Source organism: Mesorhizobium sp. 131-3-5 (assembly GCF_016756575.1).
Classification (GTDB): domain Bacteria; phylum Pseudomonadota; class Alphaproteobacteria; order Rhizobiales; family Rhizobiaceae; genus Mesorhizobium; species Mesorhizobium jarvisii.
Genome location: NZ_AP023254.1, coordinates 4,693,196 through 4,706,225, shown reverse-complemented (window position 1 = coordinate 4,706,225; position 13,030 = coordinate 4,693,196). Strand labels below are relative to the sequence as shown.

14 protein-coding genes are annotated in these 13,030 nt (G+C 63.4%); 7 read left to right on the top strand and 7 right to left on the bottom strand.

Annotated features, from left to right (window positions below; translation table 11 throughout):
* The first annotated feature begins 44 nt into the window (after positions 1 to 44).
* Positions 45 to 1,313 carry a cysteine desulfurase-like protein gene (locus tag JG747_RS23020; protein WP_069092002.1) on the top strand — a complete coding sequence of 423 codons (1,269 nt, stop codon included), beginning with the start codon at positions 45 to 47 and terminating at the stop codon, positions 1,311 to 1,313.
* A gap of 15 nt (positions 1,314 to 1,328) precedes the next feature.
* Here JG747_RS23020 and JG747_RS23015 read toward each other — a convergent pair whose 3' ends face one another.
* The 5 genes from JG747_RS23015 to JG747_RS22995 all read right to left on the bottom strand — a co-directional run bounded on the left by JG747_RS23015 (position 1,329) and on the right by JG747_RS22995 (position 7,030).
* Entirely contained in the window at positions 1,329 to 2,357 is a 1,029-nt protein-coding gene (locus JG747_RS23015) for a histone deacetylase family protein (RefSeq protein WP_202360100.1), read from the bottom strand.
* Positions 2,354 to 2,857 carry a GNAT family N-acetyltransferase gene (locus JG747_RS23010; protein ID WP_202360099.1) on the bottom strand — a complete coding sequence of 168 codons (504 nt, stop codon included), beginning with the start codon at positions 2,855 to 2,857 and terminating at the stop codon, positions 2,354 to 2,356. The genes JG747_RS23015 and JG747_RS23010 overlap by 4 nt, the downstream gene beginning before the upstream one ends.
* A gap of 211 nt (positions 2,858 to 3,068) precedes the next feature.
* Positions 3,069 to 3,998: a 3-keto-5-aminohexanoate cleavage protein gene (locus tag JG747_RS23005; protein WP_064982779.1), complete on the bottom strand. Its 930-nt coding sequence runs from the start codon at positions 3,996 to 3,998 to the stop codon at positions 3,069 to 3,071.
* A gap of 4 nt (positions 3,999 to 4,002) precedes the next feature.
* Positions 4,003 to 5,388, bottom strand: a complete 1,386-nt coding sequence (locus JG747_RS23000; protein ID WP_038646468.1) for an aminotransferase family protein — start codon at positions 5,386 to 5,388, stop codon at positions 4,003 to 4,005.
* A gap of 1 nt (position 5,389) precedes the next feature.
* Entirely contained in the window at positions 5,390 to 7,030 is a 1,641-nt protein-coding gene (locus tag JG747_RS22995; protein ID WP_202360098.1) for a N,N-dimethylformamidase beta subunit family domain-containing protein, read from the bottom strand.
* A 155-nt stretch (positions 7,031 to 7,185) separates the two neighbouring features.
* On the opposite strand from JG747_RS22995, the gene JG747_RS22990 reads away from it, so the two are divergent.
* The 3 genes from JG747_RS22990 (at position 7,186) to JG747_RS22980 (ending at position 9,016) form a co-directional block, all read left to right on the top strand.
* A complete protein-coding gene (locus JG747_RS22990; protein WP_008875526.1) occupies positions 7,186 to 7,434 on the top strand; it encodes a ParB N-terminal domain-containing protein in 249 nt (82 codons plus the stop codon).
* 118 nt (positions 7,435 to 7,552) lie between these two features.
* Positions 7,553 to 8,038, top strand: a complete 486-nt coding sequence (locus JG747_RS22985) for an SRPBCC family protein (RefSeq protein ID WP_038646475.1) — start codon at positions 7,553 to 7,555, stop codon at positions 8,036 to 8,038.
* Between the two features lie 24 nt (positions 8,039 to 8,062).
* Positions 8,063 to 9,016 (top strand): alpha/beta fold hydrolase, encoded by a 954-nt coding sequence (locus JG747_RS22980; protein WP_038646477.1) that lies wholly within the window; start codon positions 8,063 to 8,065, stop codon positions 9,014 to 9,016.
* A 172-nt stretch (positions 9,017 to 9,188) separates the two neighbouring features.
* Here JG747_RS22980 and JG747_RS22975 read toward each other — a convergent pair whose 3' ends face one another.
* A complete protein-coding gene (locus tag JG747_RS22975) occupies positions 9,189 to 10,094 on the bottom strand; it encodes an isopenicillin N synthase family dioxygenase (RefSeq protein ID WP_244748196.1) in 906 nt (301 codons plus the stop codon).
* 109 nt (positions 10,095 to 10,203) lie between these two features.
* Here JG747_RS22975 and JG747_RS22970 point away from each other — a divergent pair, with 109 nt between their 5' ends.
* Positions 10,204 to 10,602: a GFA family protein gene (locus tag JG747_RS22970; protein ID WP_019857821.1), complete on the top strand. Its 399-nt coding sequence runs from the start codon at positions 10,204 to 10,206 to the stop codon at positions 10,600 to 10,602.
* Positions 10,603 to 10,751: 149 nt separating this feature from the next.
* The gene (locus JG747_RS22965) at positions 10,752 to 10,964 is read left to right on the top strand and encodes a hypothetical protein (RefSeq protein ID WP_027046779.1); all 213 of its coding nucleotides are present in this window, start codon (positions 10,752 to 10,754) and stop codon (positions 10,962 to 10,964) included.
* A gap of 6 nt (positions 10,965 to 10,970) precedes the next feature.
* On the opposite strand, the gene JG747_RS22960 is transcribed toward JG747_RS22965, so the two are convergent.
* The gene (locus JG747_RS22960) at positions 10,971 to 11,876 is read right to left on the bottom strand and encodes a hypothetical protein (protein WP_019857823.1); all 906 of its coding nucleotides are present in this window, start codon (positions 11,874 to 11,876) and stop codon (positions 10,971 to 10,973) included.
* A gap of 165 nt (positions 11,877 to 12,041) precedes the next feature.
* On the opposite strand from JG747_RS22960, the gene JG747_RS22955 reads away from it, so the two are divergent.
* Positions 12,042 to 12,914, top strand: a complete 873-nt coding sequence (locus JG747_RS22955) for an undecaprenyl-diphosphate phosphatase (RefSeq protein ID WP_019857825.1) — start codon at positions 12,042 to 12,044, stop codon at positions 12,912 to 12,914.
* Positions 12,915 to 13,030: the final 116 nt, after the last annotated feature.

The following is a 13,030-nucleotide window of genomic DNA, read 5'->3' as shown; positions in this document are numbered from 1 at the left end:
CCGGCGGGGATAGATTATCATGGAATAACAAAGGGGTGGAGAGAATGGTGGGTTTTTCGATCGAGGCCGTGCGGGGACAATTTCCAGCGCTTTCCCTGACCGACAAGGGCCGCCGTCGCATCTATCTCGACAATCCCGCCGGCACACAGGTGCCGCAGGCCGTCGCCGATGCGGTGTCGCGCTGCCTGCTCACCACCAACGCCAATCTCGGCGGCTATTTCGAAACGACGATCGCGGCTCAATCCGTCGTCGACGAGGCGCATCAGGCGATGGCCGATTTCCTCGGTGCGGCGAGCCTCGAGGAAATCATCATCGGCGCCAATATGACGACGCTGACCTATCACATGTCGCGCACGCTCGGCCGCGCGCTGAAGCCCGGTGACGAGATCATCCTCACTCGCATGGACCATGAGGGCAATGTCTCGCCCTGGCTGCAACTGGCCGAGGATTTGGGCCTCGTCGTGCGCTGGCTGCCATTCGATGAAAAGAGCTGGCAGGTCGAGGAGGCGACGCTGACCGGGCTGTTGTCCGACAAGACACGGCTGGTCGCGTTGAATTATGCCTCGAACCTGACCGGCTCGATCAACCGGGTTAAGTCGCTGACTGCCATCGCAAAACGGGCTGGCGCCCTGGTCTATGTCGACGCCGTCCAGTTCGCGCCGCATGGCCTGATAGACGTGCAAGAGCTCGGCTGCGATTTCCTAATCTGTTCGGCCTACAAATTCTTCGGTCCGCATATGGGCATTTTGTGGGGGCGGCGCGAAATCATCGATGGCCTGAAACCCTACAAATGCCGTTGTTCGTCCAATGGCCTGCCGGAGCGGTTCGAACTTGGCACGCCGCAGATCGAGCTGATGGCCGGTCTTGCGGCGGCCGTCGACTATTTTGCCGGGCTGGGTGCGGCAGCGGGCGAGGGCGGCTCGCGCAGGCAGAAGATCGCCAGGGCGTTCGAGGTTTCCATCGCCTACGAGAATCCGCTGGCGCAAAGGCTGATCGACGGCCTGTCCGACATTCCGGGCCTGACTATCCATGGCATCACCGATCGCAAGCGGCTCGCCGATCGCGTGCCAACGGTGTCCTTCACCGTCGACGGCATCGTACCGGAGACGATCGTGCGGCAGATGAACGCCGAAAACATCTTCCTTTGGTCCGGCCACAACTACGCCTGGGAGATCGTCCACCAGCTCGGCATTCCAGCCGAGCAGGGCGTCGTGCGCATCGGCATCGCCCACTACAACACGGCGGCTGAGATTGATGAGACGCTGGAGAGCGTGCACCGGGTCATCGCCATGCTCAGGCAGCAGCGCTCCTGACGCCCGGAGAAACCGTCACCGCATCCTGCCGCCGAAGCCGGAGAGGAAGGCGGTGAGATTGTCGCCGAGTTCGTCGCAGAGATAGCCGCCTTCCTGGACGATGACGCTCGGCAGGCCGAGTTTGCCAATCGCCTCGCCAATGCGGGAGAAGCCGGGCGTCGTCACCGAGAGCCCGCCGAACGGATCGCCCTGGAAGGCGTCGAGGCCGAGCGCGACCACCAGCGCGTCCGGCGAAAAGGCGCGAATGCGCTGGAACGCAACGCCAAGCGCCTCCAGAAACGCCGCGTCGGCGGATTTGCGCGGCAAGGGCAGGTTGAAATTATAGCCGAGGCCGGGTCCTTCGCCGCGCTCGTCGGCATGACCCCAGAAGAACGGATAGAAGCGCACCGGATCGGCGTGCAGCGAAACGGTAAGCACGTCAGGGCGCGCATAGAAGATGCCTTGCGTGCCGTTGCCGTGGTGCAGATCGACATCGAGGATCGCCACGCGTGCCGCCTGCTTGCGCAGCACCTGCGCCGCAACGGCCGAATTGTTGATGAAGCAGAAGCCGCCGGCGACATCGGCAAAGGCATGGTGGCCGGGCGGACGACACAGCGCATAGGCGGCCGGCGCGCCAGCCATCACCGTTTCCGCTGCCTCGACCGCACTCCAGGCGCTCCACAGCGCGCTTTGCCAGGTTTCGCCTGAGATCGGGCAAGCGGTGTCGGCCATATGGTAGCCGGCCTGGCCGACCGCCGAGGCAGGGTAGGAACCATTGCGCGCGATCGGATGGATGTTGGGGATCACTTCCGCCGAGGCGCCTTCGATGCGCTGCCAGCGCTCGAAAATATGTTCGAGGAAGTCGAGATATTCGGGCGTATGCACCGCCGAGACCGGGCCGAGACCGTGATCGCGGGGCCGCTCGATCGTGCAGCCGGCGGATTTTGCGCCGACTAACAATCTCTCGACGCGCTCCGGTTTTTCCGGGTTGGGCTGCGCCGCACCACTGGAAAGAAACGCCTTCGGGTCGTGGCGCTTCTGCTCTTCGGCGTAAAAGGCCTTCATTCCTGCTCCCCATTGACCGGCGCGTCGGCGAAGGCAAAAAAGGCCTCGCCGATGATTTTCTGCGTCTGTTCGTAACTCGACCAGGCGATGCCCAGCCTTTCATAGAAGGCCTTGGCGCCTTCATTGTCGGTGTCGACCGACAGCCTGAGATAGACGCCGCCGTCCTTCCGGCATTCCGCGGCCACGCACCGCAAAAGCCGCTCGCCGATCTTGCGGCCACGGAACCTGTCCTCGACATAGAGGTCCTGCACATAGACGCCGGGCCGCCCCATCCAGGTCGAAAAGATCGGGAAATACAGGCAAAGACCGGCGAATTCGCCGCCGACCTCGGCGATCAGGGTGGAGAAGGCCGGCTTTTCGCCGAAGCCGTAGCGGCGGAGATCATCTGAAGTGGACGTGATCTCCTGATGCGCGCCGATATGGCTGCCGAGTTTGAGAAGCGCGGCGTGGATGGTGTCGACGTCATCGATGGTGCCGGGACGGAGCGTAATCGCACTCACGACAGGTATGGCGCCAAGGCACCCCCCTCTGTCCTGCCGGACATCTCCCCCGCAAGGGGGGAGATTGGACGGCCGCCAGGCTTTCGCCAATCACAAACGTTCGAGCAGGAGCGGCGAGACTGAAGCTGCCGATCTCCCCCCTTGCGGGGGAGATGGCCGACAGGCCAGAGGGGGGTGTGACGAAACGCAATCATTTCAGATTGTCATCATCTCAAAACGCCACCCGGTCGCCGCCCTTCAGCGCCAGCATCTCACGCGCCTCGGTCGGCGTGGCGACCTCCAGCGACAGGCCGTCGAGGATGCCCCGGATGCGGCGCACCTGGTCGGCGTTGGATTTCGCCAACTGGCGGCCATCGTAGAGACTGTCTTCAAGCCCGACACGGACATTGCCGCCCATCGCAGCCGCGATCGAGATCAGCGGGATCTGCTGGCGGCCGGCAGCCAGCACCGAGAATTGGTAGCTATCGCCGAACAATTTGTCGGCGATGCGCTTCATGTGGATGAGATTGTCCGGATCGGCGCCGATGCCGCCAAGAATGCCTAGCACGAACTGGATGAACAGCGGTCCCGACACCAGCCCTCGGTCCCGGAAATGCGCCAGCGAATAGAGATGGCCGACATCGTAGCATTCGAATTCGAAGCGCGTGCCGCAACCCTTGCCGAGCCGCTCAAGCACGCCTTCCATGTCGGCGAAGGTGTTCTTGAAAATGGTGTCGCGCGTCGCCTCCAGCAGCTTCGGCTCCCAGTCGTGCTGCCATTCCCGTGGCTTGTCGAGCATCGGGAACAGCGCGAAATTCATCGATCCCATATTGAGCGAGCACATTTCGGGCTCCGCTCGCAATGGGGCCGCCAATCGCTGGTCCAGGGTCATCAGGGAAGAGCCGCCGGTGGTGATGTTGATCACCGCATCGGTCGCCTGCTTGATGCGCGGCAGGAACTGCATGAAGACATCAGGATCGGCGGTCGGCCGGCCATCCCTGGGGTCGCGGGCGTGCAGATGCAGGATCGACGCGCCGGCTTCCGCTGCAGCAATGGCATCCGCCGCGATCTGGTCCGGCGTCACCGGCAGATAGGGCGACATGGACGGCGTGTGGACCGAGCCGGTGACGGCGCAGGTGATGATGACCTTTCGCGGCGCCATTCCTTTACCCCCGGCCTTCGACCGGCAGGTCGAGCTCTGATGCCAGAACCTCCAGCGAGTCGCCGATGATGGAGATGATCTCGCCGACCTGCTCGCTGGTGACGATCATCGGTGGCGCGACCATGAAATTGTCGCCGTCGACGCCGCCCTTGACCCGGCGGCCATAGATGATCAGCCCGCGCTCATAGGCGAGGTCGAGCAGACGCTGCGTGGCTTTCCTGCTCTGGTCGATCGGCCGCAGCGTTTCTGGATCGGCAACCATCTCGGCGCCGGTCAGTAGGCCCTTGCCGCGCACGTCGGCGATGAAGGGAAAGCGCTTCGCCAGTCCCTTCAGACCGTCCATCAGCACGCCTCCCATGGCGGCGGCATTGGCGATCAGGTCAAGCCGATCCATCTCGCCCAACACGGCAAGGCCGGCGGCGCAGGCCAGCGGATTGCCGGCATAGGTATGGCCATGCTGGAAGCCGCCGGAAGCCAGCAGCGGCTGCACCAGCCGCATCGGTGCCGCCAGCGCGCCGAGCGGCGCATAGCCCGAGCCCAGCCCCTTCGACAGCGCGACGATGTCAGGCTTGCAGTTCCAGTGGTCGCCGCCGAGGAATTTCCCGGTGCGGCCGGCGCCGCACATCACTTCGTCATGGATGAGCAGAATGCCGTAGCGGTCGCAGATTTCGCGAATGCGCGCATAGTAGCTGTCCGGCGCTACCAGCGCCGCGGTCGCCGCACCGCCGATAGGTTCCATGATGAAGGCGACGACGCTCTCCGGGCCTTCGGCCAGGATCTTCTCTTCCAGCATGTCGGCATAGCGGATGCCGCGCTGCTCCATCGAAAGGTTGTCGCGGTCGCGCCAGGCGGTAGGCGCCGGCACGGTCGGCATCACCCGCATCATCGGCGTAAAGTTCTCAGCCAGGGCGTCGTCGCCGGTGATCGAGAGCGAACCCAGCGTGCCGCCATGATAGGAGGGGAAGCGCGTGATCACCTTCCATCGGCTGGCCTGGCCGGTGGCAACGGCCCATTGCCGCGCCAATTTGATGCAGGATTCCGTCGCCTCCGAGCCGCCCGAGACGAAGAAGATGCGGTCCATGCCCTCCGGCAGCTTGGCCGCAAGCTCACGCGCAAGCTCTTCCGCCGGCTCGTTCTCGAAATGCAGCCGGTAGGCGAAGGTGGCGCGGTCCATCTGCCGCTTCATGGCGTCCAGCACATTGCGGTTGGAATGGCCGATATTGGCGACCATCGGCCCGCTCGATCCGTCGATGAAGCGGCGGCCGTCCTGCGTCCACATATAGATGCCCTCGGCGCGATCGATCAGCGGCCGGCGCAGGCTGGACAGATAGAACAGATGCGATTGGCGCCGGGCCTCGGTATCTCGAGCAGCGGTCTGGGTCTTCGACATGTCAGGACTTTCCAAGGTAGCGATCAAGGACATTTTGGGTGACGCGTTCGACCATCGGGTCTTGTCTTAGCAGGCCGGCGACCCATTCGCAGCTTCCGGCGTGGAACACCTCGCCCTTGCCGCGCGGAAAATTGACGATCATGCCGTTGCCGCGTTTGACTTTTTCGAGATTGGCGTCGCTCGCCTCGCCGAACAAAGTCTCGGCGGTGAAGCGGCCATCCTCGTCGGTCAAAAACTGGTCCTCGATCGGAATATCGGCGCTTTCCTCGACCTGGCTGGCCATGCCGACTGCAAGAACCTGTAAGCTATCCGGCGCTCCGCTGGTCGCGGTGGGGTAGGGCAGGCCGCCGCGGATTTCGAAGTCGAGCCCGTCGACCTCATAGCCATAGACATGGCTGTCGGCGCCGAGCAGGTCGCCATAGTAGATGCCGGTGCCGGCGAACGCCCAGTGTTCCGGCCGGTACACCGGAAAACCACGCACGCCGCGCGGCGCGCAGCCGCCCCAGCCGGCATAGACGCCGCGCGTCGCGTTGAGGCCGAAGGTTGCTGAACCCGGCCGGCCGATTTCCGGCGCTTCCCAGGAATTGGTGGCACGAGTGACGTCGCCGCCGCGGTAGGCGGGGTCCTCGGTCCGGGCACGATATTTGTAGCAGACCTGCCGCCCGCCTTCGTCCTCGAGCCGCGTCTGCCACATGAAATTGCCGGCGAAACGAGCCGCATGCCCGCCGCGCTCAACATAATTGTCGACCGCATCGCGCATTTCCCATGTCCAGTACTCGTCATGGCCCACGAAGACGGCGCAGTCGTAGCCGTCGAGAATGTCGGGCGAAAAATGCAGATCGTGCTGGCTGGCGAGATCGACATGATAGCCGGCCCGCTCGGCGAAGCGGAAGAAGTGGCTGTCGTAGCTCGCCCAGCCTGACGAGGCGTATTTCTTCGAATGGCCGGTGGCCAGCGCCCATTCCATATGCGGATACCGCGGCACGGTCTTCGGCGGCACGGCGACCTCCAGCGGCACGCGCGGCGCATCTTTGGGCAGCGCGACGAAGCCGCGGCACCAGGGGCGCTGCGTCGACACGATGGGCGAATACTGGTTGCGGTCCGGCCCGGTGATGCCCTGATAATGGTTGGAGCCGCCCCAGGTGTTGTAGGCAAGCCAGGTGCCCGTCGCCGCCACCTGCAGCACACGGCCTGGCTTCCTGCCGGGTTGGGGAGAGACGATGAAGAGATGGTGGCTGTGAATTGGCTTGCCGTCCCGACCATCGGCAATCAGCGTTATCCGATAGGCACCGGACGGCCAGTCGCTCCCGACACGGAATTCGAAGGACGCTTCCCAGCCGCAGCCCTCGGCCGAGCACTGGTCCGGGCTTTCCTGCCAGCGCGATGCAATGCCCGATTTCTCGAACAGTTTTGTCTCGCTGCCGCCGTCGCGGGTAATCGTCATGCTGAACGACGGCGCCGTCGAACTAACATGCAGCGCCACCGTCTCGCCGGCGCGATAGGAAAAGCGGTCCGAGTAGCACCAGATTTCGCCGCGCGCGCCATCCATGCCGGGCCATTCATAGTAATGGCCGCGCACCGCGTGGCGACGCTGCTCGGGCGTCAGCCCGAAATCGGGGAATTCGGTCGGCAGATGGGTCATGAACACCGGAAAGGATCGAAGGTCGCCATTTCGGCCATCTGCCGGCCAAGCGTCAAATGGAAACGATCGGGCCAGCAATTGCTTAGCCGCTCTTGGCCGCACAAGGCAAAGCGACTATTTCAGGCGAGGCGGTATGTTCCGCCCGGGGAGCCAGCATGCTCAGAGTGCAAAAGGTCAAGGTCGACGACATCTACGTGCCGACCGCGCGCAAGAAGACATTGCACCCCGAGACCGTCCGCCATCTGGCCGAGGACATATTGGAGAACGGCATGAAGACGCCGATCCAGGTCCGCCACGATGGCAAGCGCCATATCCTTGTCGAAGGCCTGCACCGGCTGGAAGCGGCCAAGTGGCTCGGCGAGACCGAGATCGACGCCTACCTGGTGCAAGCCAAGCGCCATTGACTCCTCCTTCGTCCTCTCAGCATTGAAAGCCTGCCGGTAATTTTCACTGGGCTTTGTCGGGTTGCGTTCTGTCGGCTCGTCCTTGGGACGGAAGCCAGATCAAACGCAGGAGACCGCCTTGACCACCAAGCTCGACATCGCCCCCGCCAATGACCGCGAACTGGTTCTCGCCCGCATCATCGATGCGCCGCGCGAGAACGTCTATCGCTGCTGGACCGACACCAGGCTTTTGACGCAATGGTTCGCCCCGAAGCCTTGGACGACGCCGCGCGCCGAAATGGATGTGCGCACGGGCGGTTCGAGCCTTGTCGTCATGGCCGGCCCCGACGGCAATGAATTTCCGAACCCCGGGGTGTTCCTGGAAGTCATTCCGGGCAAGAAGATCATCTTCACCGATGCCTACACTCAGGCATGGGAGCCTTCGGAAAAGCCGTTCATGACCGTCGTGCTGACCTTTGAGGACGAAGGCGAGGGCCGGACCCGCTACATCGCGCGCGTCCGCCACTGGAGTGTCGCCGGCCGCGAACAGCACGAGCAGATGGGTTTTCACGCGGGCTGGGGCCAGTGCACCGACCAGCTCGAAGAGCTCGCCAAGACGCTTTGACGCCAACGCACGGAGGAGATCGATATGCCCAAGACCTTGCTTTTCGCTATTCTCGCTTCGGTCGCAGCGCTTCTCAGCTGTCCGAGCACCACAAATGCCGAGGAGGCAAAACCTGCCATGACCACCGAAACGAAATTGGCGAAACCCGAAAAATCCGGCCTGCTGCCGGTCAACGGCCTGAATTACTACTACGCCGTTTACGGCAAGGGCGAACCGCTGCTTCTCCTGCATGGCGGTCTCGGCTCCATCGACATGTTCGCCCCGATCCTGCCCAAGCTCGCCGAAAACCGCACCGTGATCGGCATCGACCTGCAGGGACATGGCCGCACCGCGCTCGGCGACCGGCCGTTCAGCCTGGAGGCGATCGGCGACGACATGGCCGATATCGTCAAGGCGCTCGGTTATCGCCAGGTGGACGTGATGGGCTATTCGCTGGGCGGCGGTGTCGCCTTCCGCATGGCGGTCCAGCATCCCGAGACCGTGCGCCGGCTTGTGTTGGTTTCGACCGGGTATGCCGCCGACGGCTTCTATGACGAGATGCGCCCGCAACAGGCGCAGGTGAGCGCGGCGGCGGCCGAATTCATGAAGGACACGCCGATGTATAAATCCTACGTCGCGGAGGCGCCGCACCCGGAGGATTTTCCGAAACTGCTCGATGCGCTCGGCAATTTCATGCGCCAGGACTACGATTTCTCGGCCGATGTTCCCAAGCTGAAGATGCCGGTCATGCTGGCCTATGGCGACAGCGACATGTACAAGCCCGAGCACGAGATCAAGTTCTACCAGATGCTCGGCGGCGGGCTGAAGGACGCCGGCTGGATGCGCGAGAACCTGTCGCAGAATCGCCTGGCAATCCTGCCCAACCGCACGCACTACGACGTCTTCTTTGCTCCCGAACTGACAGCCGCCGCTTTGCCGTTCCTCAACGGCGAGACCAAGGTGAAGAGCTGGGACGAGGTGGTTAGCGAAACGGAATGACAGCATGCCATTCCCGCCGGCTGTCTCGAGAGGGATGGCCGGCGGATTGTCTAAGAAGCTTTTGCCCGACGCGGCTGCCTGAGATGCTTGATGCCGCTCATCTCGACGAAATTCGTGGCCGCCTCCCAGAGATAGTCGCCGTAGAGAAACGGCTCGAAGGGCTCGGCGCCGCTCAGCGGCAGCGGCGCGATCTCGGCGTCGACACGCGGTCATAGAAAAACGGGATCGAGAACCGCGCCGTCTTCGGTGCGATCACCCGGTGCCGCGTCGCCCGCACACGCCCGCCGGTCCAGCACTCCAGCAACTGGCCGAAATTGACCGCCAGCGTGCCGTTGGCGGGCGGCACGTCGATCCATTCGCCGGCGAGGTTTTTGGCCTGCAAGCCCTCGACGCCGTCCTGCGCCAGCAAGGTGACGAAACCGGAATCGGCATGCTCGCGGCCGATGATGGTACGGGTCTCCCCTTTGTGGATCACCGAGAAGTCAGGCCCGCTGATATCGATGCCGGCATTGCCATCACGCAGCGGGTAGCGGATCAGGCGCAGCGTCGAGATGCCATGCTCGAAATACGGATCGAAGATCGTTTCCGGCAGGCCAAGCCCGCGCGCGATCGACCGCATCAGCGCGTTGCCGACCGTCTCCATCACGCGGTAATAGTCCGCCGCTGCCGCGCGCCAACCAGGCAAGATATCTTCAGCTGGCACCGGCGTCGGCTCGCACAGCGGATCGTCGGAGGCCGAAACGCCGGCTGCATCGGCGATATCCGGCCCCATGTCGATGCCTTCCTTGTAGGAGACGGCTGTCGGCTGCAGCGGAAACCAGCCGCGATAGACATTCTTGCTGGTGCGGTCGAAATTCCAGCGCAGCAATTTCTGCTTCTCGGTGTCGGGAAGAGCGAAGATGCGCAGCAATTGCGCCCGGCGTTCCGGCATCAGCCAGGCGTGTCCGGGAAAATCCCGAACCGCCATGAAGCCTATTCCGGACGCGGCGGCCATGATGCTGATGTCGACGCGGTCGCGGCCGGGCGAGGGCGGCCCGAACAGATCCGCAATGCCGATGGTTTCGATGTCTTGCGTCACGGCTCCACCCGCATCACGGTAATCGATGAAATTGTATCAAAGCTTTTCAATTGACCCAATCCGTCCCGCCATTTACCTCGGCCGTACACTCTCGTCATGGATCACGGTGATGGCTAAACATCAGGGCGGGTGCCTGTGCGGAGCGGTGCGCTACAGCACCGACGCGGCGCCTATCAACGAACGCATCTGCCATTGCCGGCTTTGCCAGAAGGCGATCGGCGCCGCATTCAACGCCCGCGTTCTGTTTCGCATCGATGATGTGACCATCGAGGGGCCGCTGGCGACAGTGAACACCTCGCCCGATCTCAAACGCGGTTTTTGCCCGAGCTGCGGCACGACGATGTTTTCGCGCCGCGATTCCGCCGGCATCATCGGCATCACCACCGGCTCGCTCGACGACCCCACTTTCTTCAGGCCGCAGATGCATATTTTCACCGCCTCGAAACAGCCCTGGGTGGTGCTCGACGACGGCCTGCCGCAATATGAAGGCGCTCCGCCGCCAGGCTAGGTCTTCCTTCTCCCGCAAAGTGAAAGGGAAGGTGAGACCATGACCAAAAATTGATCCAAATCATCACGCGATAGCCGGCAAAACGTCATTGGCGGGCCATCATTGTCTTCTTATCTATGCTGCGCGGGCCGGCATCGAGGAGACGACGGATGAACGACAGCATCAGCACCCTGGACGAGCTTTTGAGCGATCCGATGGTCCTGCTTGTCATGGAGCGCGACCGTGTGCGCCCGGAACAGGTGCGCATGCTGCTCGAACGGGTTCGCAGCCGGGCGCCCGATGACGCACGCTCCGATCAGCCGGTCGTTCCGCCGGCCCATATAGTGGCCAGAAGTTGCTTCCAGCAATGGCTGCGCAGCTAGGCGCGGTCAGTTGGAGCTAGGCGGCAAATAGCTGTAATGGCTGCGGAAATAGGCAATCCTGAAGCCCAGGCGTGCGTAGTTGCGATAGGCCGGACCGTCGCGTTCCTCGTGCGGTGCCTCGATGTCGGCGACGAACAGTTTCGCGCCGGCCGCAATGCCGTCGCGCACCAGCGCTTCTCCAAGCACCGCGTCGAGATCGAAGCTCGGCGCCATGATGCCCGGCACCGGCGCTTCGATGCCGCTCCAGGCCGCGCCGTCGGCGCCGATGAACAGCGAGCGCACCGCCGCCACTGCGCTATCCCTTTTGGCCATGTAGTGATGCCAGCCCTGTCGGCCGACCAGAGCCAGCAGCCAGGGTGAGGTGGGCAGCCGGTAGCTTTTGTCGATGAAGCCGGCCCATTCGCTTGCCGATGCCTTCGTCACGCGTTCGACCGAAACCCCATCAACCGTGAAGAGCGGCTCGGACGACAGCGGTTCGGCCTCGCGGTAGATCCGCTCCCAGCCGCCCTGGCGCTGCAGGCCGCGTGCCTCGAGCCAGCATCTGAGGCGTGAGGGTTCGCTGTGTGGATTGACATAGAACCAGGGCCGCGAAATGCCGGCGGCGCGGTAGTGCGCCAGCAGCGCGTCGAGCTGGCTTTCGGAGGCCGGGCTGTCGACGCCGAAATTCTTCACGCAGTTGAAATGGACGAACGGGATCGTGGTGCAGGTGGTCCAGGCGAGGTCGCCTTCTCCCGCTATCGAAAGGCTCTGCCTTGCGGCGAAATCGGCCGGCGCGGCGGCATAGAGGTCGAGCCAGGCGTTCACCTCGGCGCGCTCGATAATACGGCTGAGGTCGCGCGAGACATCCTCGATCGCGATGGCTGGCGAGTGCGGTTCGGGCAAGGGCTGTAATTCTGACAGGGCGGTCAGCATGGCTCTCCTCCGTCATTTAACTTACAGTGTAAGATTAGCGGAGAATAATATGAACGGGCGGCTTGTCAAGCGGCGCCTTACAAATCCGTAAATAGGATTCCGCGCATCGCGAGTCTATTGCTCGCGCGGATCGCTCTTCAAGATTCTCCGACGGAAAGGCTCGACATGGCTGACATCTGCACCCAGGGCCTGGATACGGGCTTTGTCGGCCTGGGATATGCCAAGGTCGCCTTTCTCGGCCTGGTGCAAGGCATCACCGAATTGCTGCCGATTTCCTCGACCGCCCATATGCGCATAGTCCCGGCGGTACTTGGCTGGCAGGACCCGGGCTCCGCCTTCTCCGCCGCCATGCAGCTTGCCGCCCTTGCCGCCGTGATCAGTTATTTCTGGGGCGATGTCAGGGATCTCCTGTTCGGCTCGCTCGACGCGCTCACGCGGCGCGATTTTTCCGACCGGCATTTCCGGCTGGCGTCCTGGATCGTGCTGGCGACGATCCCGATCGTCATTGCCGGCGTCGCGCTATCGGGTGTTCTCAATGCTTGCAATTCGCCGCTGCGCAGCCTGGGCGTGATCGGCTGGTCGTGCATCGCCATGGCGATCCTGCTGGCTCTGGCCGAGATTTTCGCCCGCCACAAGCGCACTATCGCAGAAGCGTCGCTCGCCGATGCGCTGCTTGTCGGCGTCGCCCAGATCGGCGCGCTGATCCCCGGCGTCTCGCGCTCGGGCTCGACCCTGACGGCGGCGCTGGGGCTCGGCTTCAAGCGGGCCGAGGCGGCGCGCTTCTCGTTCCTGCTCGGGCTGCCGGCGATCGCGCTTGCCGGTCTCAAGGAACTGTGGGAGCTGCACAAGGTTCATCTCGACGCCCATGGCTGGTCGGTTCTTGCCACCGGGTTGGTCGTCGCCTCGATCTCCGCCTTCTTTGCCATCTGGGGCCTGATGCGGGTGCTGGAACGCTTCTCCGCCTGGCCTTTCGTCATCTATCGCGGCCTGCTCGGCGTCGTCCTGTTGCTCGGCCTTGCGATGGGATGGCTGGCTTAGCGGGCCTAGTGTTGCGCGCCGGCAACCACTTTAGCGCATGAGTCGATCCCTCGCAGATGTGATCGCTAGGGTTGATTGACTTCGGAATGTAACCGCCCTTAACATTCTGTTAACAA

Bases quoted from the DNA above. Each gene is read 5' to 3' on its own strand.
- JG747_RS23000 (WP_038646468.1), bottom strand. From the start codon at position 5,388: ATGTCGAAGACCCAGACCGCTGCTCGAGATACCGAGGCCCGGCGCCAA.
- JG747_RS23020 (WP_069092002.1), top strand. From the start codon at position 45: ATGGTGGGTTTTTCGATCGAGGCCGTGCGGGGACAATTTCCAGCGCTT.
- JG747_RS22960 (WP_019857823.1), bottom strand. From the start codon at position 11,876: ATGCTGACCGCCCTGTCAGAATTACAGCCCTTGCCCGAACCGCACTCG.
- JG747_RS22990 (WP_008875526.1), top strand. From the start codon at position 7,186: ATGCTCAGAGTGCAAAAGGTCAAGGTCGACGACATCTACGTGCCGACC.
- JG747_RS22965 (WP_027046779.1), top strand. From the start codon at position 10,752: ATGAACGACAGCATCAGCACCCTGGACGAGCTTTTGAGCGATCCGATG.
- JG747_RS22955 (WP_019857825.1), top strand. From the start codon at position 12,042: ATGGCTGACATCTGCACCCAGGGCCTGGATACGGGCTTTGTCGGCCTG.
- JG747_RS22970 (WP_019857821.1), top strand. From the start codon at position 10,204: ATGGCTAAACATCAGGGCGGGTGCCTGTGCGGAGCGGTGCGCTACAGC.
- JG747_RS23015 (WP_202360100.1), bottom strand. From the start codon at position 2,357: ATGAAGGCCTTTTACGCCGAAGAGCAGAAGCGCCACGACCCGAAGGCG.
- JG747_RS22980 (WP_038646477.1), top strand. From the start codon at position 8,063: ATGCCCAAGACCTTGCTTTTCGCTATTCTCGCTTCGGTCGCAGCGCTT.
- JG747_RS23005 (WP_064982779.1), bottom strand. From the start codon at position 3,998: ATGGCGCCGCGAAAGGTCATCATCACCTGCGCCGTCACCGGCTCGGTC.
- JG747_RS22995 (WP_202360098.1), bottom strand. From the start codon at position 7,030: ATGACCCATCTGCCGACCGAATTCCCCGATTTCGGGCTGACGCCCGAG.